Source organism: Streptomyces virginiae, assembly GCF_040638905.1.
Classification (GTDB): domain Bacteria; phylum Actinomycetota; class Actinomycetes; order Streptomycetales; family Streptomycetaceae; genus Streptomyces; species Streptomyces virginiae_B.
In genome coordinates this window covers 1-21274 of sequence record NZ_JBEZYV010000034.1, presented here as the reverse complement: position 1 = coordinate 21274, position 21274 = coordinate 1, and the positions used below count along the sequence as shown (strand labels likewise).

The following is a 21274-nucleotide window of genomic DNA, read 5'->3' as shown; positions in this document are numbered from 1 at the left end:
TCAGAAGATGTCCGGGCACCACGGACGGCGCGCGGTGCGGAACACCGCGTCCGCCAGCGCGACCGCGCCCGGCCGCTCCCCGGCCACCCGCCCGAGCGCGGCCAGCCGTACCGCGGAAGCGTCACCCAGGTACAAGGATCCCAGCGCGGACACGTCCAGCCGTAGGTCCGCCGGCTCCCGCGTGCGCTCGCACACGCCCGCCGCCGCGTCCAGCCGGTAGCGCCCGGCCGCCGGGCCCGCCTCGTCCGTGACCTCCAGTACGAGCACCCCCGGCACCTCGTACGTCCGCGCGCCCAGGGCGCGAACGACGTCCAGCACCCGCACCCACAGGAAGTCCGCGGACGTCACGACCCGCGCCGACCGCGGGTCGGGCAGCAGCTCGGGGAGCAGGTCGTCGGGGGCCCGGTAGCCCGTGCGGACCTTCTGCACCCAGTCGATCGAGCACAGGAACTGCCACAGCGCCCGCTCCGCCTGCGGGGTGAGCGCCAGCAGGTCCCGCACCTGCACGGTGTTCTGCGGGAGCTTCGCGTCCGTCCAGTGGTCGTCGGCGGTGTAGACGGCCACGCCGGCCACCTCGCCCTCCGCCGTCCGGTACACGGCGTGGAACTTCTCCTTGTACGGCCGGTGCGAGAACTCCTCCAGCCCGGTGGCCAGGTTCCACCAGCGCTCGTCGCGGTTCACCGCCCCAGGAGTGGCCGCCCGCAGCCGGTCGTGGAGCCCCGGGCCGAACCGCCGGAAGTCGGCCGCGTCCACCAGCTCGATCCGCCCGCCGTCCACGGGCGCCGCCAGCCGCCGGTCCAGCCCGGTGCGCGGTACGTCGATCTCCCACTCCACGAGGGATGTGGCGGGCCCGAAGCCGTACCGCCCGTAGATCGGGTACTCGGCGGCGATCAGCGTCGCCAGCGCCTCGCCGCGCGCCGCGGCCGCGGCGAACTCGGCGCGCATCATGCGGGTCAGCAGACCCTGCCGGCGGTGGGTGGGCAGCACGCCCACGTTGGAGACCGCGCTGGAGGGGACGGCCGCGCCGCCGGGCACGGTCAACTCCTGCGCGAAGGAACGGAAGGCGGCCACGCAGCGGCCGGTGTCGGTGTCGAACGCGCCCTGGGTCCGGGCGAGGTCGTTGTACTTGGCGCGCTGGGCGACATCGGAGTCCGTCACCCGGGTCGCGGTCAGGAAACCGGTGTGGACGGCGCGCAGCCAGTCGTGGAGCTCGGATTCGGCGATCGGCCGGACGTCAGCACTCATAGCGGCCCACGCTAATCGCCGGACCGGCGCGGGTCGCCCGAATTTCCTTACACCAGCAGGTCGTCCACCTGCGCTTCTCCCTCCCGGTACCGCCGGGTGATCTCCACACTGCACTCGTCGACCGTGCGCTGGAGCTGCTGTCGGCGCCGAGAGACCTGCTGCTCGTAGCGCACCAGCCGCCCCATCCCGTCGTGAAGTTCACCGTCCGTGCGGGCCTCCAGGTCCGACAGCTCGACATCGGCGAGCATCTCCGCCGCCAGCACCCGGTACTCCTCGCTGTGCGGGGTGCCGAGCGTGACGTGCCGGGCGGAGGCGCTGCGGCTGGAGGGGGCGTCGGCGAGGATCACCGAGAGCCGGTCCACCACCGGCGCCTCGGGGTCGGTGCGCCGGGCGAGCTCGGCGCGCAGGATGTCGATGCGGCCCTGGAGCAGTCTGCGCACGTAGCTCAGGTCGGCCTCGTCGCGCTGCGCGTCGCGGCGCAGCGCGCGCAGTTCGGGCAGCCCGAGCGCGGTGGCCGGGGCCGCCGGGCCCGGCTCCTGCGTCTCGGCCGTGCGCTGCGCGGGCGGTCGTACCGCGGCAGCTGCGACGGAAGCGGGTGACGCAGGTACGGCTGTACCAGAAGTATTCATACGAACGAGTCCGTCCCCTCGACCGGTGCGGCGCACCCGCACCGCCTGCGTGCATCGTGCCACTCTCCGTGGCCCCGGTGCAGTCCCACTCCACCCGATCGGCCCCGGACGGGTGCAAGGCTGGTACACAGGGGGTATGCGAGCTGTGGTGCAGAGGGTGGACGGCGCGAGCGTCGTCGTCGGCGGCGAGACCGTGGGCGAGATCGTCGGCGAGGGGCTGTGCGTGCTGGTGGGGGTGACCCACGACGACACGCCGGAGAAGGCGGCGGCGCTGGCGCGCAAGCTGTGGTCTGTGCGGATCCTGGAGGGCGAGAAGTCCTGCAGCGACAACGGCGCACCGCTGCTGGTGATCTCCCAGTTCACGCTCTACGGCGACGCCCGCAAGGGGCGGCGCCCCACGTGGAACGCGGCGGCGCCCGGTCCGGTCGCCGAGCCGCTGGTCGACGAGGTCGTCGCGCAGCTGCGTGCGCTGGGCGCGACCGTGGCGACGGGCCGTTTCGGGGCGGACATGCGGGTGTCGCTGACCAACCACGGCCCGTTCACCATCGTCGTCGACGTGTGAGAGCGGCGCGTCAGGGCGCTACGACGACCTCCTGGGCGGCGGCCGTGCCGCCCACCAGCAGCGGCGCGTCGACCGGAACGTTCCGCTTGACCAGGGCGAGGGCGATCGGGCCCAGCTCGTGGTGGCGGACGGCGGTGGTCACGAAGCCCAGCTGCCGGCCCTCCTCCCCGTCCGCGGCGAGCCGTACCGGGGCGCCGTGCGCCGGGAGGACCACCTCGGAGCCGTCCAGGTGCAGGAAGACCAGGCGGCGCGGGGGCTTGCCGAGGTTGTGGACGCGGGCGACCGTCTCCTGGCCGCGGTAGCAGCCCTTCTGCAGGTGCACGGCAGTGCCGATCCAGCCCAGTTCGTGCGGGATGGTGCGGTGGTCGGTCTCCATGCCGACCCGCGGGCGGTGTCCCTCGACGCGCAGGGCCTCGTGGGCGAGGAGGCCGGCGGCCGGGCCGTGCGCGGCGGCGAAGGCCTCCAGCTCGGCGCGGGGCAGGAAGACGTCACGGCCGTACGCGGTCTCGCGCACGACCAAGTCCTTGGCGATCTCGGCGATGGAGCCCGCCGGAAGGTGCACGACCGCGAACTCCTCGGTGCGGTCGGCGACTTCGACGCGGTAGAAGAACTTCATCGACTCCAGGTAGGCGATCAGCTCGCCCTGGGTGCCGGGCTCCACGTGCGCCCAGGTGGTCTCGCCGTCGTCGACGAGGTAGAGCGCGTGCTCGATGTGGCCGTTGGCGGAGAGGATCAGCGCCTCGGTGGCCTGTCCGGCGGGGAGATCGGTGACGTGCTGGGTGATCAGCAGGTGCAGCCAGCTCAGCCGCTCCGGTCCGGTGACGGAGACGACCCCGCGGTGGGAGAGGTCGACGAAGCCGCGGCCGTCGGCGAGGGCGCGCTGTTCGCCGTACAGCTCGCCGTAGTGGGCGGCGACGCCCTCGTCGCGGCCTTCGGCCGGGACGGCGCCGGGAAGATGGAGCAAGGGGCTGCTGGTCATGCGACCAAGCCTACGACCCTGCTACGCGGACGCGGCACGCTGTTCGGCGGCGCACTTCTTGCACAGTCCGAAGATCGCGAAGTGCTTCATGTCGGTCTCGAAGCCGAAGGTCGTACGGAGCTTCGCGGTGAACTCGGCGGCGATGTCGACGTCCGCCTCGATGACGTCGGCGCAGTCACGGCACACCAGGTGGATGTGGTGGTGCCGGTCGGCCAGGTGGTAGGTGGGGGCCCCGTGCCCGAGGTGGGCGTGCGAGACCAGTCCGAGCTCCTCCAGCAGCTCCAGCGTCCGGTAGACGGTGGAGATGTTGACCCCCGAGGCCGTCTTGCGCACTTCCGCGAGGATCTCGTCCGGCGTGGCGTGCTCCAGAGCGTCGACGGCTTCCAGCACGAGCTGGCGCTGCGGCGTCAGCCGGTACCCGCGCCGGCGCAGGTCGGCCTTCCAGTCGGTGCCCGGGGTTCCTTCGGCGCTCTCGGTGCTCACCACCCCGCCAGTGTATGTGTGCGAAGGGGACCGCGGTCGAGCCCGAGGTCCCCTTTCGCGCACAGCCTGTGGAGGTTGCCGCTCAGCGGAAGAAGGCGATGCCGTCGTCCGGCATGTCCGGGAGGTTGCGCGCCATCTCGGCGACCTCCTCGGGCGTGACGACCTTCTTGAGCTGGGCCGACATGTACGGGCGCAGCTCGACGTCCGGGGTGGCCTTCTCGCCGACCCACATGAGGTCGCTCTTCACGTAGCCGTAGAGCCGCTTGCCGCCGCTGTACGGGCCGGAGGCCGCGGTCCGGGCGACCGCGTCGGTGACCAGGTCGATCTGGGGCTTCTGGTCGGCCAGCTCGCCGTACCAGACCTCCACGACGCCCTGGTCGCGGACCATGACGATCTCGACCTTGCGGTCCTTGTCGATGCGCCAGTAACCCGCTTCGGACTCCAGCGGCCGCACCTTGTTGCCCTCGGCGTCGAGGACCCAGGTGTGGGAGGCGTACTGCAGGAAGTCCCGGCCGTCGTGGCTGAAGACGACCTCCTGGCCGAAGTTGCACTTCTCCTCACCGGGGAAGTCGAAGACTCCCGCACCCTCCCAGGTGCCGAGGAGGAAGGCGAGGGGGACGAGGCCCGGGTTCAGGTCGGACGGGATCTGGATCATGAATGGCTGCTCAGGCGATCTGTGGGAGGGGTTCCGGGGCGGTCAGCTGAGCCGGTGCTCAGCGCTGACCCTGGTACAGCTTCTTGACGGCCAGGCCGGTGAAGGCCATGACGCCGACGCAGACCAGGACCAGCAGGGAGGTGAAGACTGCCTCAAGCACGGGGTGCTCCTCGGAATCGTTTCGGGGCTGTACGGGGCCGGTCCCCAAGCCTACTGGCCCGGGAACCGGCGCACGGTGTGAGGTGGGCCGTACGGCGCCCGCCCGGTGGTCAGCTCAGCAGCTGGCTCTGCAGGATCACCGTCTGGTGGAAGGGGACGGGCGCCACCTCGCCCTTGCGGGTCTGGATGACCATGCCCAGGACGTCACCCGTCCGGAGGCAGCCGACCTTGGTCTGCTCCTCGCCGGTGATGGGCTTCACCTCCTGGTACACGCTGAGGTCGGTGCCGTCGAAGTTGGCGGCGCCGGGGAAGTCCAGCGCGGTGCTGTTCATCTGGGTGTTCTTGGCCTTGCTCCAGACGTCGTCCAGGTCCAGGGCCGAGACGCCGGTCAGCTGTGCGTTGGTGTCGCAGCCCTTGAAGGCGTCGACGAAGCCCGACGAGTGGAAGCGAAGCAGGTAGACGTGCGTACGCGTGCCGTCCGGCGTCGTCCAGCCCCGGCCGACGACCTGCCGCAGCCCGTCCCATTCGAGGGATGTCCTGAGCTTCTCGCGGGCTTCGGGCGCGTACTCCTCCATGAAGGAGTCGACCGGCACCGTCCCGTCCTTGTCGGCCTTGACCGCGTCGTCAGCCTTGGCGCCCTGGGGAGCGGGCAGGAGCAGGCCGGTGAGCTGCGCGTAGTGCGTCCCGTCCTTGTTGTCCGGGCCCTGGGGCAGGGGCGCGCCGGCGGGCAGCGCGGGCGGGGAGAGCTCCGGGTACGTCCAGCGGCCGTCGCCCTCGGTGGACAGGCCGGGGACGTCGGTGCGCTCCGGCACGGTGATCCCGTACGCGACTCCGGCGCCGACCGCGGCGAAGACGGCGACGGCGGCGGTCCAGCGCAGGGCGGCGCGCAGCGCCCGCCGGTCCTTGGACGGGGCCGCGGCCCCGCCGACGGGCGCGGGGGCGGCTTCGCCCTCGGGCGCCGCTTCGGGCTCGGGCGCCGCTTCGGCAGCCGGCGCCGCTTCGGCCGGCTTCGCCGCTTCGGGCTCGGCCTGCGGCGCGGGCGCGGTCACCGCCTCGTGCTCGGCCTCGGGGGCGGTGGTGTTCTGCTCGCTCACGCGGACTCCCCGGGGGACTTGAGGTGGTCGAGTTGCTGCTTGAACAGGCTCGCGGCGTCCTTCACCGCGAATCCCTTGCTCCCGTACATGCGGAAGATGACGAGGACGTCCCCCTCGACGGCCACGCAGTCGAGGGCGTCGATCTTCTCCTTGCCGTCCTTCCCGCCCTTGAGCGAGTCGTCCAGCCCGCACTTGGCCTGCGGGTAGCCCTCCACCTGGGGGGCCTCGCCGCCGGCGGCGGTGAGCTCGATGAGCTTCTTGGTGAACTCGCCGAACTTGGCCAGCTGCTGCGCATCGGCCTGGATGAGCCGGATCTCGGCGACCGCGCCGCCGTAGCCCTCGCCGCGGGCGTAGCTGCGCCCGGCCATGCCCTTGAGCTTCAGGTCCGCCAGCGACTTGTCCCGCTCGGCGCGCTCGCTGCTGGAGAGGCCCGTACGGGCGTCCTTGAAGCTCTGCAGCGCCTTGTCGCTCGGGAGGAAGTAGTGGTTGCCCTCGGGGTCGAGGTCGGGGCCCGGCCAGTAGTCGGCGGGCAGCGGCATCAGCTTGCCCGTCAGCTCGTTCGGCGGCACGGACGGAACCGGGACCGAAGTGCCGCCGGTCGTGTGGTCCTCGGCCACCCAGTACCGCGTGGGCGAGGTCCGGTCGGCGTCCGCGAGCGCGGCCGCAGCGGCGACACCGCCGCCCGCGAGGACGACGACGCCCACGGCCGCCGAGACCAGCGCGAGCGTCCTGCGGTTCCTCTTGCGCACGGGCGCGGCGTCGGGCGTCGCCGCGGGCACGGGGTCGGACGTCACCGCGGACGTCGCCGCGGGCGCGGCCGCGGGTGCGGGCGCCGACTCGGGCCCGGTTGCGTTCTGCTGCTCGCTCACAGCCGCTCCATCTGTCGCTTGGCCAGCTCGACCAGGGCCTTCTCGTCGACTTCGCCGCGGTTGTTCGTGTACTCGATGCTCATGACGATGTCGCCGCGCCGGACCACGGCGCGGCCCTGCCGGAGCGGGTGGTAACCGGGCTCCTGATGCGCCTTGGAGTCGATCCACATGTGCCCGAAGTCCGACGGAGCGCCCGGGAGGTCCTTGCCCGTGTTGCCCGCGTGGTCCTTCTCGGGCATGTACTGAACGATCTCCGTGTAGAAGTCGTCGGCACCCCCGCGGTCGCGGAACTGGAGCAGGTTGATCTCGACGAAGTTCCGGTCGTTCTCGGACCACCGGGCGGTGGCGAGGCGCTTGGTCTGCCTGATGAGCGAGCCGACCGCCTCGGAGGGCTCGAGGAAGTACTCCGCCGAGAACGTGTCCGTGGACACGGGTCCCGAGAAGCTGTCCTGTACGCCGCCGGGGAGGTCCACCAGCTTCTTGGCCAGGTCCTCGTCCGCCTTGTGCCAGCGGTTGGCGTTGATCGAGCGGCGGCTCGTCGCGTCGTTCATGGCCGCCGGCTTCGGCCCGGCCATCTGCTGCTGGGCCAGCGGCGGCAGCGCCGTGGGCTGCCGCTGGTACTGGACCGCGTAGCCGGTGACCGTGCCGGCGAGGACGCCGAGCACGGCCGCGCCCGCGATCAGGAGCGTCGTGCGCCCCGCGCGTCGGCGCGGAACCGAAGTGCCCGACTCCGGTCCGTTCTCCCCCTCTTTCCGCTGCTCAGGGATGGTCTGTTCGTGTTCCAAAAGGTCCCCCACACAACCGCGAGGCGCGGGCTGGTTACCCGCGCGTACCCCATGACCCGCAGCGGAGGGGAGCAGTTGTACGAAGCTGGATCACGTTCTCGTCTCGCGACCGCTTCAGTCCTCGTGGCGCCGCTTTCCGTCCAGTTCGTCCCACCACTCATCGGACTTCGGGTCGCCCGAGGGGTCGTCCCACCAGCGGTCGTCCGGGCCTCGCCGGTTCGCGATCATCGCGGCGACGGGCGGGATGACCATCGCGACCACGCACATGGCCACCGCGGCCTCGACCGACCACAGGCGCACGAAGGCCCAGGCGGAGACGAAGAGGAACAGGCATCCGCCCATCAGCAGGAAGTAGGCGCGCCGGCGCCGGGCGTACATGCTTCCAGGGTAGGGCGGCACGCCCGGACCGGGAACGGCACGAAGGGCCGCACCCCGTTCCAGTGGCGTCCAACCCCCGGGGGTGCGGCCCTTCGGCCGTTCGATCAGGCGATCACATGCGCGGTGCTCAGACCGCGATCGCCACGTCCGTCACGCCGCCGGCCTCGGCGACCACGACGGCACGGTCCGCCTGGGCACCCGGGACGAGCGCCCGCAGCGTCCAGGAGCCGGTGGCGGCGTAGAAGCGGAACTGGCCGGTGGCCGAGGTCGGGACCTCGGCGGTGAACTCGCCGGTCGAGTCCAGCAGCCGCACGTAACCGCTGACGGGCTCGCCGTCCTTGGTCACCTGGCCCTGGATGGCGGTCTCACCGGGCTTGAGGGTCGCGAGGTCGGGCCCGCCGATCTGTGCTCCACACATGTTCTCTGTCCTGTCCTGGAGGGGTCGTACTACGAGGGCGTCGCGTGCCCGGGGATTACTTGTTGGGGCCGAGCTCGATCGGCACGCCGACCAGCGAGCCGTACTCGGTCCACGAGCCGTCGTAGTTCTTGACGTTCTCCTGGCCCAGGAGCTCGTGCAGCACGAACCACGTGAGCGCGGAGCGCTCACCGATGCGGCAGTAGGCGATGGTGTCCTTCGCCAGGTCGACCTGCTCGGCCTCGTAGAGGGCCTTGAGATCGTCGTCCGACTTGAAGGTGCCGTCGTCGTTGGCGTTCTTCGACCACGGGATGTTGCGGGCGCTCGGCACGTGGCCGGGGCGCTGCGACTGCTCCTGCGGGAGGTGCGCCGGGGCGAGCAGCTTGCCCGAGAACTCGTCGGGGGACCGGACGTCGACCAGGTTCAGGGAGCCGATCGCGGCCACGACGTCGTCACGGAAGGCGCGGATCGAGGTGTCCTGGGCCTTGGCCTTGTACTCGGTGGCCGGGCGGTTCGGGACGTCCTTGCCGTCGACGAGGTCGCGGGAGTCGAGCTCCCACTTCTTGCGGCCGCCGTCGAGGAGCTTGACGTCCTGGTGGCCGTAGAGCTTGAAGTACCAGTAGGCGTAGGACGCGAACCAGTTGTTGTTGCCGCCGTAGAGGACGACGGTGTCGTCGTTGGAGATGCCCTTGGCGGAGAGGAGCTTCTCGAAGCCCTCCTGGTCCACGAAGTCGCGGCGCACCGGGTCCTGGAGGTCGCTCTTCCAGTCGATCCGGACGGCGTTGGTGATGTGGTTCTTGTCGTAGGCGGACGTGTCCTCGTCCACCTCGACGATGACGACGTTGGCGTCGTTCAGGTGGGCCTCGACCCAGTCGGCGTCTACGAGGACGTCGCTGCGGCTCATGGTGTTCTCCTCCGGGGCAGTGTGCGGCGGGGCGGTGCGGGTTGCGCTGTGCTGCGTGCCTGCGGGTGCGCTCGGTTTCCTGCGCGGGGAGGCGTCAGGGTTCAGGAGGCGGTTGCGGTCACGCGGGAAGGGCCTGTCGGGGCCGTCGTCCGGCTGATGGAGCGGATGCGCTCACACGTCACATGGATCGACAGAGCATGGCGGCGACGCGACACAGGTCTACTGCCCGTCGCTTCGTGAGGTCCGCCTGCTGATGCTTCATAGCCATGGATCGTAGGGACGAATCAGCCGCCCTGTCACCGGTGTGTCATATTTCGAGACAGGATCGTCCGTATGGTGGGATGCGAAGCCCCGTTCCGGGTGCCGCGGCGCCCCTCCGGCCCGCCGCGCGGCCCGTCCTTCTGCGGATCGGACCGCTCCGTCTCACGATCCGGCCATCACCACGTTCGAGCCGCCCAGCGTGAGGTGCACACCGGCCTCGTCCGAGGTCAGCGCCGAGAGCTGCAGCCCGGCCGGAAGGCCGGTGCCGAGGTCGCGGTCGAAGTCGGTCCGCTTGCGCACCTGGCGCTCCAGCCCGGGGATGCCCTCACCCGGCACCTCTTCGGCGTGCACTCGGACGATCTTGCCGCCCTTGGAGTCCGGCGCGTCCACGAGCGTGATCGTCGAGATCACGCTGCGCGAGAGCGTCCTGCCGACGATGTCCACCGACGCGGTGACCTTCACCTTGCCGGGCGCGCCGCCGTACGAGAGGGTCGCGCCGGTCTGCGAGGCGGCGGTCAGGTCGGCATAGGTGATGAGCGCGGTGCCGGTGGCCCGCTCGGCCGTGCCGCCGCTGTAGTCACCGTTCAGCTTCACGCCGTGGAAGCTCGCGTCGAGCTCCGCGAGCCGCGTCTTGCGGCCGTCCGCCATGACCTCGACGCCCCGCAGGCCGAGGTCGACCCGGTCCAGGTCGTGGCTGAGCGCCTGGGTGAGGAAGGGGAACCCGTGGATCTCCACCTCGGCGGTACCGGCCAGTCCCTGGCGGGCCTGTATCCGCTCGGCCAGCCGGTTCTCGGCATAGCCGGCCGCCCACCGGTCCACTCCGGCGAACAGGGCCGCCAGCACCACTCCGACGATCACAACGACACGCAGAACCCGCACGCGCCCTCCCCCTACTAATCGGTACGTGCGTTCTAGTGGACCATGCTCCGTGTCGGACGGGTATCAGCCCACCACCCGTCCCATCAGGTACACGGCGGGAGCGGCGGCCGCGAGCGGCAGCGCGACACCGGCCGTCATGTGCACGAACTTCGACGGGTAGTCGTACGCCGCCACGCGCAGTCCGACCAGCGCGCACACCCCCGCGGCAAGGCCCAGCAGCGCCCCGCCCACTCCGACGGAGGTGAGCCCGCCGACCGCGACGCCCGCGCCGGCGGCCGTGGCCAGCGCGACGCCGACCGAGGTGGCGGTGGGCAGCGGCAGCGCGCGCACGAAGACGGCGACCGCGACGGCGGCGGCGCCGACCGTGACGGCGGCGGTGTCGGCGGCCAGGTAGCCGGTGCAGATGACGGCGAGGGCGGCCGAGGCCACCGAGGCCATCAGCCCGTACATCCGCTCGTCGGGGTCCGCGTGGCTGCGCAGCTGGAGGACGAGGGTGAGCAGCACCCAGGCACCGAGGGTGCCGACGATCGCGCCGGCCCCGTACGCGTCCTCCACCGCGAGCACGGCCGCGTCGGCGACCAGGGCTCCGGCGAAGGCGAGGGCGATGCCCTGCCGGGCGGGCCACATGCCGTTGAGGCGGAACCAGCCGGCCGCGGTGAGGCCCTGGAGTGCGATCAGCGGCACGAGCAGGGCGAACTGCCCGAGGACGGCGGCCGCGGAGAGCAGCAGCCCGAGGGCGGCGGTCAATATGGCCGACTGCGGGCCGGGGTCGATGATCGGCGAACGGCCTTCGGCGCGGGCCTGGGCCGGGTCCACGGCGCGCACGGTGTTCCCGCCGAGGGTGGGCGGGGACCAGTCGGCGGCGGCCTCCGGCGCCTCGGCGGCGTTGCCGTCCGCGGCCTGGGCCCGGGCCCCAGCCGGCTCGGCGGCCGTCTGGGGCGGCAGGTACGCGGTCTGCTCGGCGGCGCCCACGGCGGGCTCCTGCCGGTGCGGCTCGGGGCCGGGGAAGGGCGGCAGGTACGCGGTCTGCTCGGCGGCCGCGCCCTGCTCCGGCCCGGGACCCGGGTACGGCGGCAGATACGCCGTCTCGGCCGCCGGGACGGCCGTCCCGGCGGCCTGCGACCAGTCCTGCGCGGGTGCGGGCGCGGCCGCCGCCGGCGCCTCGTCCCGGAACCAGCCCTCCGGAGCGACGGCCTGCTGCGCCGGACCGGGGTAGGGCGGCAGGTACGCGGTCTGCTCCGCGGCGGCGCCCTGCTCCGGCCCGGGACCCAGGTACGGCGGCAGGTACGCCGTCTCGGCGGCGGACGCGGGCGCGGCCGGCGCCGGGGCCTCGTCCCGGAACCATCCCTCCGGAGCCGGAAGCTGGGACTGGGGCGGCAGCTGGGGCTGGGAGTGGGAGGGGGCCTGGTACGACGGGTAGGGCTCGGCGTGACCGGGCACGGCCCCCGCACCCGGACCGCCCTGCGACCAGTCCTGCGACCAGTCCTGCGCCGGAGCGGGCTCGGCCGGAGCCGCGGCCTCGTCCCGGAACCAGCCCTCGGGCGCGACGGTCTGCCCCGGCACCGCGCCCAGTGGCGGGTGCACCGGCTGGTACCCGGTGTCCCAGGTGTCGGCCTGCCAGGTCTGGGTCCCGTACGGATCCTGCTGCTGCGGAGGCTGCTGCTGCAGAGCCTGCTGCTGCGGCTGCTGCTCTGACTGCTGCTGCGCGTACTGCCGGCGCTGCTGTTCCTCAGGCGTGCTCATCGGCTCCCGCTCACCCGCCCGCGAACGGCGGGAGCACCTCGACGGTGCCCCCCTCGGTCAGCGGTACGCAATCGTGCGGGCGCTTGCCCACAGGTTCTTCGTTCACGAGGAAGGAGCAGCGCAGCAGGACCCGGGTCAGCTCCCCGGGGTGGCGTTCCCGCACGCCCTCGAGCGCCTCGGCCAGTGTCCCCGCCGAGTACGGCTCCTCCGCAGTCCCGGCCGCGGCCTTGGCCGCCGCCCAGTAGCGGATGGTTCCGGTTGCCACTGCAGCTCCTATCGTCGGCTCTCTACCGTCGGCCTCCATGATGGCCCCTCGCGCCGCCGCCCCCGGCGTGCCCCGACGCGCCGTGTGTGCGCCGGCGCGGGCGACCGGCGCCGCCGCGCATGCCCCCGATCCGGTGAAACCGGTGCATACGCAGGGCGGAAACGTGGCAGGAGGGTGGCAGGAACCACAGAAGACGGAGTGGAAGAGCCTCAGCCCCGAAACGGCGCGTGGGCTATTCTGCTGGCGAGAGGATCCGGGCAATGTGGCCCCCGGGTCCTTTTGTGCTTTCAGCACGTTGAACGAACCGAGAACAGTGGTGTCCGAGCGGACTCCCCGGGGCGCGGGGCCGCGAGGGCACCAGGCGACACGTACGAAGCAGTACCGCGCACGTCCTCGACGGGACCGAGGAGGAACCGACGTGATGGACCAGCGATCCGTGCACCACCGTCCGGCCGGGGCAGGTGGTCGGTCATGAGCTCGCTCCTGCTACTCACCAACGCACTGCAGCCGTCCACCGAAGTGCTGCCCGCACTCGGCCTGCTGCTGCACAACGTCCGGGTGGCGCCGGCCGAGGGCCCGGCCCTCGTGGACACCCCCGGTGCCGACGTCATCCTCGTCGACGGCCGCCGCGACCTGCCACAGGTCCGGTCACTGTGCCAGCTGCTGCGCTCCACCGGCCCCGGCTGCCCGCTGATCCTGGTCGTCACCGAGGGCGGCCTTGCGGCCGTCACCGCCGACTGGGGCATCGACGACGTGCTCCTGGACACCGCCGGCCCCGCCGAGGTCGAGGCGCGCCTGCGGCTGGCCACCGGCCGTCAGCAGCTAGGCTCGGACGACTCCCCCATGGAGATCCGCAACGGCGACCTGTCGGTGGACGAGGCCACGTACTCCGCCAAGCTCAAGGGGCGGGTGCTGGACCTCACCTTCAAGGAGTTCGAGCTGCTCAAGTACCTCGCGCAGCACCCGGGCCGGGTCTTCACCCGCGCCCAGCTGCTCCAGGAGGTCTGGGGCTACGACTACTTCGGCGGCACCCGGACGGTCGACGTGCACGTACGGCGGCTGCGGGCGAAACTCGGCCCCGAGCACGAGTCGCTGATCGGTACGGTCCGCAACGTCGGCTACCGCTTCGTCACACCGGAGAAGGTCGAGCGGGCGGCCGCGGAGGCAGCGGCCCAGGCGGCGGCCAAGGTCGCCGCGGAGGCGGCCGCGGAGGGCCCCGTCCCGGCGTCCGGGGCCGCCACCCGGTCGGCCTGAAGGGCCGGTGATCGTCCGGTCTTCAGGATGCCCTGCCCAGAGGTAGGTCACCCCGCGTAGACTGCCGCGCGTGGCCAAGGTGACGCGGGATGACGTAGCGCGACTTGCGGGTACTTCTACCGCCGTCGTGAGCTACGTCATCAACAACGGACCCCGGCCGGTCGCCCCGGCCACGCGCGAGCGTGTCCTCGCCGCGATCAAGGACCTGGGCTACCGCCCGGACCGGGTCGCCCAGGCGATGGCGTCGCGGCGCACCGACCTCATAGGCATGATCGTCCCCGATGCCCGCCAGCCGTTCTTCGCGGAGATGGCCCACGCGGTCGAGCAGGCCGCCGCCGAGCGCGGAAAGATGGTCCTGGTCGGCAACTCCGACTACCGCACCGAGCGCGAGGTCCACTACCTGCGGGCCTTCCTCGGGATGCGGGTCTCGGGCCTGATCCTGGTCAGCCAGGGCATGAGCGAGCAGGCCGCCAGTGAGATCGAGGCCTGGGACGCCCGCGTGGTGCTCCTGCACGAGCGCCCGGAGGCGATCGACGACGTCGCGGTCGTCACGGACGACATCGGCGGCGCCCAGCTCGCCACCCGGCACCTGCTGGAGCACGGGCACGAGTACGTCGCCTGTATCGGCGGGATCGAGAACACCCCGTCGGTCGGCGACCCGGTCGCCGACCACGTCGAGGGCTGGCGCCGGGCCATGCTGGAGGCGGGCCGCTCGATCGAGGGCCGGCTGATCGAGGCCCCGTACAACCGCTACGACGCCTACACGGTCGCCCTGGAGGTCCTGGCGCGGCCGGACCGGCCGACCGCCATCTTCTGCGCCACGGACGACCAGGCGATCGGTGTACTGCGCGCCGCGCGCGAGCTGCGGATCGACGTGCCCGGGGAACTGGCCGTGGCGGGCTTCGACGACGTCAAGGAGGCGGCCCTCACGGACCCGCCGCTGACCACGATCGCCTCCGACCGCCCGGCGATGGCCCGCGCGGCGGTGGACCTCGTCCTGGACGACGGGCTGCGCGTGGCCGGCTCGCGCCGCGAACGCCTCAAGCAGTTCCCGTCGGCCCTGGTGATCCGCCGCTCCTGCGGTTGCCGTTAGGCCGTCTCTCCTCAGTGCGGGGAGATGCAGGAGGCCGCCACGAAGAACACCGGCGGCAGCACCGCGGCCAGCGCCACCGACGTGCCGTCCGGGGGGTTGTCGCGATCCGCGACGGAGGCGGCCAGCAGCAGGAACGAGGCCAGGACGACGGGCCCGAGGCCGAACTTCGCCCCGAGCAGCGACACCCACAGCAGCACCATCCCGGCGAGCAGGCAGGCCCGGCAGAAGGACGCCGGGGCGGTGCGCCTGAGCAGCGGCAGGGCGACGACGGCCAGGACCACCAGGTGGACGGCGCCCGGCACGTGCCCCGTCCCCACGGTCACCGCGCACACCGCCGCGACGGCCGTCACGGCGACCGCTGCCACCGCCAGCCTCCACGGCACGCCGGACACCTTCCGCCGCACGACCTCGTCCATCCCCGACCCCCGGCCCGTATTTGAACACGTTCACTTGAACATGTTCAAGATAGCGGAAAGGGGAGCCGTCGGGGAAGTGTCTTTACATGGGGCATACGCGGTTCTGTCGGGCTTCTCAGGCCGGGCTCAGGAAGCTCTCATCAACGGCGGGGAGAGTCGTGTCATGACCGAGAGCTTCCGCCGCGAAGGCGAGTACCCGCAGGAACACCGCCCCCGCCACGCGCCGTTCGGCGAGGACCGGCAGCGCGGACGCGACCGGCCGGCGCACGGGCCGGGAGCCGGGACCGGGACCGGGACCGGGACCGGGACCGGGACCGGGGCGTATCCGCCGCCGCCCTCCTACCCGCCGGCCGCGCCCGGCCGGCACGAGGCGCACCGGCCGCTGGCCATCGCGGGCGAGACCGTCCCGGCGGCGGCCGGCGGCGAGGGCGGCGCCAGCACCCGGCAGGGGCCGGCCCACGCCGCACCCGACCGGCGCGCGAAGAAGCCCGCCGCCCTGCTGACCGCCGTCGCGCTCGCCGCCGCCCTGGTCGGCGGCGGCACCGCGGCCGCCGTGCAGCAGCTGATGGACCGGCAGGCCGGCACGACCGGCGGGGTCAACGGCACGAACGTCTCGCAGTCCAGCACCGGCACCGTCTCCGGCATCGCCGAACAGCTCAGCCCCTCGGTCGTCCGCATCGACACCCGCACCGGCTCCGGCCAGGGCACCGGCTCCGGCATCGTGCTCACCGCCGACGGCGAGATCGCCACCAACAACCACGTCGTGGACGGCGCCACCGAGATCCGGGTGACGATGAGCGACGGCAAGAAGTACCCCGCCAAGACCGTCGGTACCGACCCCGACAAGGACCTGGCCCTGATCAAGCTCCAGGGCGCCGGCGGTCTGAAGCCTGCCGCACTCGGCGACTCCGGCAGCGTCAAGGTCGGCGACCAGGTCGTCGCCATCGGCTCCCCCGACGGCCTCACCGGCACCGTGACCAGCGGCATCGTCTCGGCCCTGAACCGCGAGGTGAAGGTGCCCAAGTCGGAGCAGGGTTCCCCGCAGGGCCGGCAGCGGGGCGAGGACGGCTGGCCCTTCTCCTTCGGCGGCCGCCAGTTCAACGGGAACACCGGCTCGGACACCACCTCGTACAAGGCCCTCCAGACGGACGCCTCCCTCAATCCCGGCAACTCCGGCGGCGCCCTGGTCAACATGAACGGCGAGATCGTGGGCATGCCCTCCGCGATCTACTCCCCCTCCTCGGACCGCTCCGCCGCCGGCAGCGTCGGCCTCGGCTTCGCCATCCCGGTCGACACGATCAAGGCCGACCTGGACTCCCTGCGCAAGGGCGGCCCCGGCGGCAAGGGAACCTCCGCCAACCCCGGGGACTCCGGCGGCGACTCCTTCGCCAACGGCTTCGGCACCTCTTTCTAGCCGTCCGGCCCGTGCGAGGCTGGAGGCGCCCTCATCATCGGAGCCACCGGCCGACCACCACACCTGGGAGACCCATCCATGAACCCCGCCGAAGGCGAAGCGCGGATCCTCGTCGTCGACGACGAACCGGCCGTACGCGAGGCCCTGCGCCGCAGCCTCGCCTTCGAGGGGTACGCCGTACAGACCGCCGTCGACGGCCTCGACGCCCTCGACAAAGCGGCCTCGTACGCCCCCGGCCTGATCGTGCTGGACATCCAGATGCCGCGGATGGACGGGCTCACGGCGGCGCGTCGGCTGCGCGCCTCCGGCAGCGTCACCCCCATCCTGATGCTCACCGCCCGCGACACCGTCGGCGACCGCGTCACCGGCCTCGACGCGGGCGCCGACGACTACCTCGTCAAGCCCTTCGAGCTCGACGAGCTCTTCGCCCGCGTCCGCGCCCTGCTGCGCCGCAGCGCCTACGCCGCCCCGCAGGCCGGCGCCGACGCGCACGAGGACGCCCTGACCTTCGGCGACCTGCGCATGGACCTCGCGACCCGTGAGGTCACCCGGGCCGGGCGGCCGGTGGAGCTGACCCGCACCGAGTTCACGCTGCTGGAGATGTTCCTCGCGCACCCGCGCCAGGTCCTGACCCGCGAACAGATCCTCAAGACCGTGTGGGGCTTCGACTTCGAGCCCAGTTCCAACTCCCTGGACGTGTACGTGATGTACCTGCGCCGCAAGACCGAGGCGGGCGGCGAGCCGCGCCTGGTCCACACCGTGCGCGGGGTGGGTTACGTACTGCGCGCCGGCGACGGCGGGCCCGAGTGAGCCCGGTCGCCCGCTTCCGCGCCCTTCCGCTGCGCTCGCGGCTGGCCCTGCTGGTCACGGTGGCGGTGGCCCTCGCCGTGGCCACGGTGTCCGCGGTGTCCTGGGTGATGGTGCGCGCCCAGCTGCGCGAGCAGCTCGACCGCTCCCTGGTGGCGACGAACGTCGGCGCCGAGGTGAACCGCATCGTGATTCAGAACGACTGTCTCCCGCCCCCGCAGCAGCCCCGGCAGCAGACCGCCGGAAACCTGGGCGCGACCGTCCAGATCGTCCTCCCCGACGGCCGCCACTGCTGGGTCGCCGGGCCGACCGCCCTGCCGGTGACCGAGGCCGACAAGGAGATCGCGGCGGGCCGGCGGGGCAAGACCCTGCAGACCGTGACGACCTCCGCCGGCATCGAGATGCGCGTCTTCACGATCCCGGTGGTGGCCCCGGACACCGGCCAGGTCTTCGGCGGCGTCTCCATCGCCAAACCGCTCGCCGACATCGACAAGCCCCTGTCCACCCTGGCCTGGGTGCTGCTCCTCGTCTCCGGCATCGGGGTCGTCGGCGCCGGCGTGGCCGGCCTGTGGGTGGCCCGTACCGGGCTGCAGCCCGTCGACGAGCTGACCGACGCCGTCGAGCACATCGCCCGTACCGAGGACCTGACCGTCCGGATCCCCGACGAGGGCGACGACGAGATCGCCCGCCTGTCGCGGTCCTTCAACGCGATGACGGCGGCCCTGTCCTCCTCCCAGGAGCGGCAGGCCCAGCTGATCGCGGACGCGGGTCACGAGCTGCGCACTCCGCTGACCTCGCTGCGCACCAACATCGAGCTCCTCGCGCGCAGTGAGGAGACCGGCCGGGCCATCCCGCCCGACGACCGGCGGGAGCTGCTGGCCTCGGTCAAGGCGCAGATGACGGAACTGGCCTCGCTGATCGGGGACCTGCAGGAGCTGTCCCGGCCGGACGCGGCCGCCCCGGGCCGGCTCGGGGTGGTCGCCCTGCACGAGATCGCCGCGGCCGCGCTGTCGCGGGCCCGGCTGCGGGGTCCGGAGCTGGCCTTCGCGTCGGACCTGGAACCCTGGTACGTACGGGGCGAGGCGGCGGCGCTGGAGCGTGCCGTGGTCAACGTCCTGGACAACGCGGTGAAGTTCAGCCCGCCGGGCGGCGCGGTCGAGGTGACGCTGCGGGCGGGCGAGCTGACCGTACGGGACCACGGGCCGGGCATCCCGGCCGAGGACCTGCCGCACGTCTTCGAGCGGTTCTGGCGCTCCCCGTCCGCCCGCGCCCTGCCCGGCAGCGGGCTGGGCCTGTCGATCGTGGCCCGTACGGCGGCCCGCGCGGGCGGCAGCGCCGAGCTGCGGGCGGCGGCGGACGGCGGTGGGGGCACGGAGGCGGTGCTCCGCATCCCGGGCGCGCCGACCCCGCCGCCCTCCGAGCCGTCAGTTGTGCCGGATCAGTGAGGCGACCAGGCCGGAGCGGGTGTTGGGGAAGTCCATGGGGACGATGCCGAGCCCTGTCCGGCCGGCCATCTCCCCGCCGTCGACGAACGAGTGCACCTGCGGGTTGAGCCGGTCGGAGTTCCAGCGCGGCGGCATGTAGGCGGAGGTGCTGACGTAGTTCACGAAGAGCTTGCCGGGCTGCTGGACGGCCTTGCGGAAGTGGTTCTCGATCTTCCCGCGCTTGGCGAAGGGTTCGGCGTTCCAGTCGTCCTGGATGTCGAAGACGTTGCCGTCGCCGTAGCGCAGGCCCGGCAGGCCGCCGTTGTCCGCGAGCAGGACCACCTTCCCGCGGGCCTGCCCCAGCGCGGGCAGGGCGTCGGCGATCCGGAACAGCGGACGCCAGCCGCGGTGGTCGAGGTAGTCGTCGAAGACGGCGCGGAAGGTGGCGTCGCTCTCCCCGGAGTATTCCTGCTTGACCCGCATCAGGACGGTCTCGCCGGGGTGCGCGGAGAGGAAGTTCCAGCAGGCGACGAGGACGTCCCCGAACATCAGGTCCTGGAAGAAGGACCCGTGGTGAATCGCGAAGGATCCGCCGGTGACCCGGCAGCGGACGTCGAGGAAGCGGATGCCGGAGTCGAGCTGCTGGGCGATCGAAGTGTTCTGGCAGGCGACGTAGAGGCCGCCCTTGGCCGCCCCGGAGTCGTGCGTGCCGGGGATGGTCATCCGCTGGAGGGGGGTGGAGTCGCCGAGGCCGGACATCCAGTCCTGCGTGCCCAGGGCCGCCGCGGCGGCCGGGGCGGGTGCGGCCCCCAGTCCGGCGGCCGCTCCCGCGGCCAGCGCTCCGGCCAGGAACGCCCGCCGGCCCATGCCCATGCCCGTGCTCGTGACCGTGCCCATGCCCGCCCCTTCGCCGACCCGGTGATGGCCGGATTATGGCGTGTACACGTCACAGTTACCACCTGTCGGTAGCGGTCAGTCTTCGAGCAGCCCGACCATCTCGCGCAGCCCCCGGAGCAGCTCCCGGCCGTCCGGAGCCTGCTCCGGATCGGTCAGGGTCTGCACCATGACCCCGCTCAGCAGCGCGATGTGCATCGAGCCGAGGGCACGCACGTCCTCCTGCGACACCTCGGACTCCGGCACCCCGCGCAGCGCGGCGGCCACCATCCGGCGGTTCCGGCGCTGCCCCTCGGCCAGGATCGCGAGGAGCTCGGGCGAGGACTGCGCGTGCACGAAGGCCTCCACGGAGGCCAGCCACAGCCAGCGAGTCTCGCCGAAGTCCCGGATCTTGCGGTCCCAGGTGTCGGCGTAGCGCTCCCCCGCGGTCTCACCCTCTCCGGCGAGCCTGCCGGATCCCGCGGCCCACTCCTCCATCGCGGCGAACAGCGCCTGGTTGAGCAGCGCCTCGCGCGACCCGAAGTGGTATCCGATCGCCGCCATGCTCACCTCCGCGGCCGTGGCGATGTCGCGCACGGTGGTGCGCAGGTAGCCCTTCTCCTCCAGGCAGCGCCGGGCTCCGGCCAGCAGGTCCTCACGATTTCCCATGCCGGGGATCGTATCCACCGCCGCTTTGGGCAAGCGCGCCATACAAGCGTATTGCGCGCTTGCCCAACTCCTGGCACGGTGGAACCGTCGGAAAGATCCACAAGCCCTCGGGAGGCAAGAACATGCGCCACGAGCTGAAGATCGAGAACAGGACCCTCTCCTACCTGGACTTCGGCGGCACCGGCCGACCACTCCTCGCCCTGCACGGCGGCATGTCCGAGGCCGTCGCCTTCACCGGCCTCGCCGCCGCCCTCGGCGACAGCTGGCGGGTCATCGCCCCCGACCAGCGCGGCCACGGCGCGTCGGACCGGGCGCCCGACTACCGCCGCGAGGGCTACGTCCGCGACGCCCTCGCCCTCCTCGACCACCTCGCCCTGGACGCCCCCGTACCGCTCCTCGGCTACTCCCTGGGCGGAACCAACGCCTACCACCTGGCCGCCACCCACCCGGAGCGGATCTCCGCGCTCGTCGGCGTCGACGCCACCGTCGACATCCGCATCCCCGACGGACCGAACTGGTTCGACTTCCTGGGCGGCCTCCCCTACACCGCCTCCACCCGCGAGGAACTCCTCGCCGCCGCCGGACCGGCCGCAGCGCCCTTCGTCGCCGACGGGCTGCGCCCCCTGCCCGACGGCAGCGGCTGGCGCCTGGCCTACCACCCGCAGGACATGCTCGACTCCATCCATGCCTGCGCCGGCGACCACTGGGACGCCTGGCTCGCGAGCACCTGCCCGGCCCTGCTGATCCACGGCACCCGGAGCCAGGCGCTCACGCAGCCCGTCGCCGACGCGATGGTCGCCCGGCGCCCGAAGACCTCGTACGCGCCCCTCGACGGCGACCACTTCGTACCGTTCACCGACCCGGACGGCTTCCACCGGGCCGTCGGGGCCTTCCTGGCGGCCCTCTGACCCACGGGTCCCCCGCGCCACGGGGGTGCGCGGGGAAACGCCGGAGGGGCGGCGGGCCGACAGGCCCGCCCCCCCACCCGGCGGGCGGTGGGCGGGTGGTACATGTTGACG

At 72.5% G+C, this 21274-nt stretch carries 25 protein-coding genes; 7 read left to right on the top strand and 18 right to left on the bottom strand.

Annotated features, from left to right (window positions below):
* Positions 1–1245, bottom strand: coding sequence for a GNAT family N-acetyltransferase (locus tag AB0F82_RS31460; RefSeq protein WP_362633618.1), 1245 nt, complete (start codon positions 1243–1245; stop codon positions 1–3).
* Between the two features lie 47 nt (positions 1246–1292).
* Entirely contained in the window at positions 1293–1874 is a 582-nt protein-coding gene (locus tag AB0F82_RS31455) for an RsiG family protein (protein ID WP_356813720.1), read from the bottom strand.
* Positions 1875–2010: 136 nt separating this feature from the next.
* On the opposite strand from AB0F82_RS31455, the gene dtd reads away from it, so the two are divergent.
* Positions 2011–2436 carry a D-aminoacyl-tRNA deacylase gene (gene dtd, locus AB0F82_RS31450; RefSeq protein WP_356813721.1) on the top strand — a complete coding sequence of 142 codons (426 nt, stop codon included), beginning with the start codon at positions 2011–2013 and terminating at the stop codon, positions 2434–2436.
* A gap of 10 nt (positions 2437–2446) precedes the next feature.
* On the opposite strand, the gene ygfZ is transcribed toward dtd, so the two are convergent.
* The 13 genes from ygfZ to AB0F82_RS31385 all read right to left on the bottom strand — a co-directional run bounded on the left by ygfZ (position 2447) and on the right by AB0F82_RS31385 (position 12305).
* Positions 2447–3415: a CAF17-like 4Fe-4S cluster assembly/insertion protein YgfZ gene (gene ygfZ / locus AB0F82_RS31445; protein ID WP_356813722.1), complete on the bottom strand. Its 969-nt coding sequence runs from the start codon at positions 3413–3415 to the stop codon at positions 2447–2449.
* A gap of 21 nt (positions 3416–3436) precedes the next feature.
* Positions 3437–3901, bottom strand: a complete 465-nt coding sequence (locus AB0F82_RS31440; protein WP_356813723.1) for a Fur family transcriptional regulator — start codon at positions 3899–3901, stop codon at positions 3437–3439.
* Between the two features lie 79 nt (positions 3902–3980).
* On the bottom strand, positions 3981–4553 hold the full coding sequence (locus AB0F82_RS31435) for an FABP family protein (RefSeq protein WP_356813724.1): 573 nt from the start codon (positions 4551–4553) through the stop codon (positions 3981–3983).
* A gap of 269 nt (positions 4554–4822) precedes the next feature.
* A complete protein-coding gene (locus tag AB0F82_RS31430) occupies positions 4823–5806 on the bottom strand; it encodes a hypothetical protein (protein ID WP_362633613.1) in 984 nt (327 codons plus the stop codon).
* Positions 5803–6675, bottom strand: coding sequence for a hypothetical protein (locus AB0F82_RS31425; RefSeq protein ID WP_362633611.1), 873 nt, complete (start codon positions 6673–6675; stop codon positions 5803–5805). Before AB0F82_RS31425 ends, AB0F82_RS31430 begins: the two co-directional genes overlap by 4 nt.
* On the bottom strand, positions 6672–7460 hold the full coding sequence (locus AB0F82_RS31420) for a hypothetical protein (protein ID WP_362633609.1): 789 nt from the start codon (positions 7458–7460) through the stop codon (positions 6672–6674). Before AB0F82_RS31420 ends, AB0F82_RS31425 begins: the two co-directional genes overlap by 4 nt.
* Positions 7461–7574: 114 nt before the next feature.
* On the bottom strand, positions 7575–7838 hold the full coding sequence (locus AB0F82_RS31415) for a DUF3099 domain-containing protein (protein ID WP_356813728.1): 264 nt from the start codon (positions 7836–7838) through the stop codon (positions 7575–7577).
* Positions 7839–7965: 127 nt separating this feature from the next.
* On the bottom strand, positions 7966–8256 hold the full coding sequence (locus AB0F82_RS31410; RefSeq protein WP_030030422.1) for a DUF1416 domain-containing protein: 291 nt from the start codon (positions 8254–8256) through the stop codon (positions 7966–7968).
* Between the two features lie 55 nt (positions 8257–8311).
* Positions 8312–9157, bottom strand: coding sequence for a sulfurtransferase (locus AB0F82_RS31405; RefSeq protein WP_362633605.1), 846 nt, complete (start codon positions 9155–9157; stop codon positions 8312–8314).
* 178 nt (positions 9158–9335) lie between these two features.
* On the bottom strand, positions 9336–9419 hold the full coding sequence (locus AB0F82_RS31400) for a putative leader peptide (protein ID WP_350206375.1): 84 nt from the start codon (positions 9417–9419) through the stop codon (positions 9336–9338).
* A gap of 161 nt (positions 9420–9580) precedes the next feature.
* Positions 9581–10297 carry an LmeA family phospholipid-binding protein gene (locus AB0F82_RS31395; RefSeq protein WP_356813730.1) on the bottom strand — a complete coding sequence of 239 codons (717 nt, stop codon included), beginning with the start codon at positions 10295–10297 and terminating at the stop codon, positions 9581–9583.
* A 63-nt stretch (positions 10298–10360) separates the two neighbouring features.
* Complete coding sequence (locus tag AB0F82_RS31390; RefSeq protein ID WP_362633602.1) at positions 10361–12040, bottom strand: hypothetical protein; 1680 nt, start codon at positions 12038–12040, stop codon at positions 10361–10363.
* 10 nt (positions 12041–12050) lie between these two features.
* Positions 12051–12305, bottom strand: a complete 255-nt coding sequence (locus tag AB0F82_RS31385) for a MoaD/ThiS family protein (RefSeq protein ID WP_356813731.1) — start codon at positions 12303–12305, stop codon at positions 12051–12053.
* Between the two features lie 471 nt (positions 12306–12776).
* Here AB0F82_RS31385 and AB0F82_RS31380 point away from each other — a divergent pair, with 471 nt between their 5' ends.
* A complete protein-coding gene (locus AB0F82_RS31380) occupies positions 12777–13559 on the top strand; it encodes a response regulator transcription factor (protein WP_362633598.1) in 783 nt (260 codons plus the stop codon).
* A 70-nt stretch (positions 13560–13629) separates the two neighbouring features.
* A complete protein-coding gene (locus tag AB0F82_RS31375) occupies positions 13630–14652 on the top strand; it encodes a LacI family DNA-binding transcriptional regulator (RefSeq protein WP_030659049.1) in 1023 nt (340 codons plus the stop codon).
* 11 nt (positions 14653–14663) lie between these two features.
* Here the strand turns inward: AB0F82_RS31375 and AB0F82_RS31370 are convergent, their stop codons facing one another.
* Positions 14664–15035, bottom strand: coding sequence for a hypothetical protein (locus AB0F82_RS31370; protein ID WP_362633596.1), 372 nt, complete (start codon positions 15033–15035; stop codon positions 14664–14666).
* 196 nt (positions 15036–15231) lie between these two features.
* Between AB0F82_RS31370 and AB0F82_RS31365 the strand changes: the two genes are divergently transcribed.
* The 3 genes from AB0F82_RS31365 (at position 15232) to AB0F82_RS31355 (ending at position 18734) form a co-directional block, all read left to right on the top strand.
* Positions 15232–16482 carry a S1C family serine protease gene (locus AB0F82_RS31365; protein WP_362633594.1) on the top strand — a complete coding sequence of 417 codons (1251 nt, stop codon included), beginning with the start codon at positions 15232–15234 and terminating at the stop codon, positions 16480–16482.
* A gap of 78 nt (positions 16483–16560) precedes the next feature.
* Entirely contained in the window at positions 16561–17292 is a 732-nt protein-coding gene (locus AB0F82_RS31360) for a response regulator transcription factor (protein ID WP_362633592.1), read from the top strand.
* Complete coding sequence (locus AB0F82_RS31355; protein WP_356813737.1) at positions 17289–18734, top strand: sensor histidine kinase; 1446 nt, start codon at positions 17289–17291, stop codon at positions 18732–18734. Before AB0F82_RS31360 ends, AB0F82_RS31355 begins: the two co-directional genes overlap by 4 nt.
* Here AB0F82_RS31355 and AB0F82_RS31350 read toward each other — a convergent pair.
* Both AB0F82_RS31350 and AB0F82_RS31345 read right to left on the bottom strand, forming a co-directional pair.
* Positions 18714–19610 carry a phosphatidylinositol-specific phospholipase C gene (locus tag AB0F82_RS31350; RefSeq protein ID WP_362633588.1) on the bottom strand — a complete coding sequence of 299 codons (897 nt, stop codon included), beginning with the start codon at positions 19608–19610 and terminating at the stop codon, positions 18714–18716. The two genes, AB0F82_RS31355 and AB0F82_RS31350, sit on opposite strands and share 21 nt — an antisense overlap.
* A gap of 75 nt (positions 19611–19685) precedes the next feature.
* On the bottom strand, positions 19686–20255 hold the full coding sequence (locus AB0F82_RS31345; protein ID WP_356813739.1) for a TetR/AcrR family transcriptional regulator: 570 nt from the start codon (positions 20253–20255) through the stop codon (positions 19686–19688).
* Between the two features lie 122 nt (positions 20256–20377).
* Here AB0F82_RS31345 and AB0F82_RS31340 point away from each other — a divergent pair, with 122 nt between their 5' ends.
* Positions 20378–21163 carry an alpha/beta fold hydrolase gene (locus tag AB0F82_RS31340; RefSeq protein ID WP_362633586.1) on the top strand — a complete coding sequence of 262 codons (786 nt, stop codon included), beginning with the start codon at positions 20378–20380 and terminating at the stop codon, positions 21161–21163.
* The last annotated feature ends 111 nt before the right edge of the window (positions 21164–21274 follow it).

Excerpts from the sequence above, each read along its gene's own strand:
- AB0F82_RS31460 (WP_362633618.1), bottom strand. The coding sequence starts at position 1,245 with ATGAGTGCTGACGTCCGGCCGATCGCCGAATCCGAGCTCCACGACTGG.
- AB0F82_RS31455 (WP_356813720.1), bottom strand. The coding sequence starts at position 1,874 with ATGAATACTTCTGGTACAGCCGTACCTGCGTCACCCGCTTCCGTCGCA.
- dtd (WP_356813721.1), top strand. The coding sequence starts at position 2,011 with ATGCGAGCTGTGGTGCAGAGGGTGGACGGCGCGAGCGTCGTCGTCGGC.
- ygfZ (WP_356813722.1), bottom strand. The coding sequence starts at position 3,415 with ATGACCAGCAGCCCCTTGCTCCATCTTCCCGGCGCCGTCCCGGCCGAA.
- AB0F82_RS31435 (WP_356813724.1), bottom strand. The coding sequence starts at position 4,553 with ATGATCCAGATCCCGTCCGACCTGAACCCGGGCCTCGTCCCCCTCGCC.
- AB0F82_RS31415 (WP_356813728.1), bottom strand. The coding sequence starts at position 7,838 with ATGTACGCCCGGCGCCGGCGCGCCTACTTCCTGCTGATGGGCGGATGC.
- AB0F82_RS31410 (WP_030030422.1), bottom strand. The coding sequence starts at position 8,256 with ATGTGTGGAGCACAGATCGGCGGGCCCGACCTCGCGACCCTCAAGCCC.
- AB0F82_RS31405 (WP_362633605.1), bottom strand. The coding sequence starts at position 9,157 with ATGAGCCGCAGCGACGTCCTCGTAGACGCCGACTGGGTCGAGGCCCAC.
- AB0F82_RS31400 (WP_350206375.1), bottom strand. The coding sequence starts at position 9,419 with ATGAAGCATCAGCAGGCGGACCTCACGAAGCGACGGGCAGTAGACCTG.
- AB0F82_RS31390 (WP_362633602.1), bottom strand. The coding sequence starts at position 12,040 with ATGAGCACGCCTGAGGAACAGCAGCGCCGGCAGTACGCGCAGCAGCAG.
- AB0F82_RS31380 (WP_362633598.1), top strand. The coding sequence starts at position 12,777 with ATGAGCTCGCTCCTGCTACTCACCAACGCACTGCAGCCGTCCACCGAA.
- AB0F82_RS31365 (WP_362633594.1), top strand. The coding sequence starts at position 15,232 with ATGACCGAGAGCTTCCGCCGCGAAGGCGAGTACCCGCAGGAACACCGC.
- AB0F82_RS31360 (WP_362633592.1), top strand. The coding sequence starts at position 16,561 with ATGAACCCCGCCGAAGGCGAAGCGCGGATCCTCGTCGTCGACGACGAA.
- AB0F82_RS31350 (WP_362633588.1), bottom strand. The coding sequence starts at position 19,610 with ATGGGCACGGTCACGAGCACGGGCATGGGCATGGGCCGGCGGGCGTTC.
- AB0F82_RS31345 (WP_356813739.1), bottom strand. The coding sequence starts at position 20,255 with ATGGGAAATCGTGAGGACCTGCTGGCCGGAGCCCGGCGCTGCCTGGAG.
- AB0F82_RS31340 (WP_362633586.1), top strand. The coding sequence starts at position 20,378 with ATGCGCCACGAGCTGAAGATCGAGAACAGGACCCTCTCCTACCTGGAC.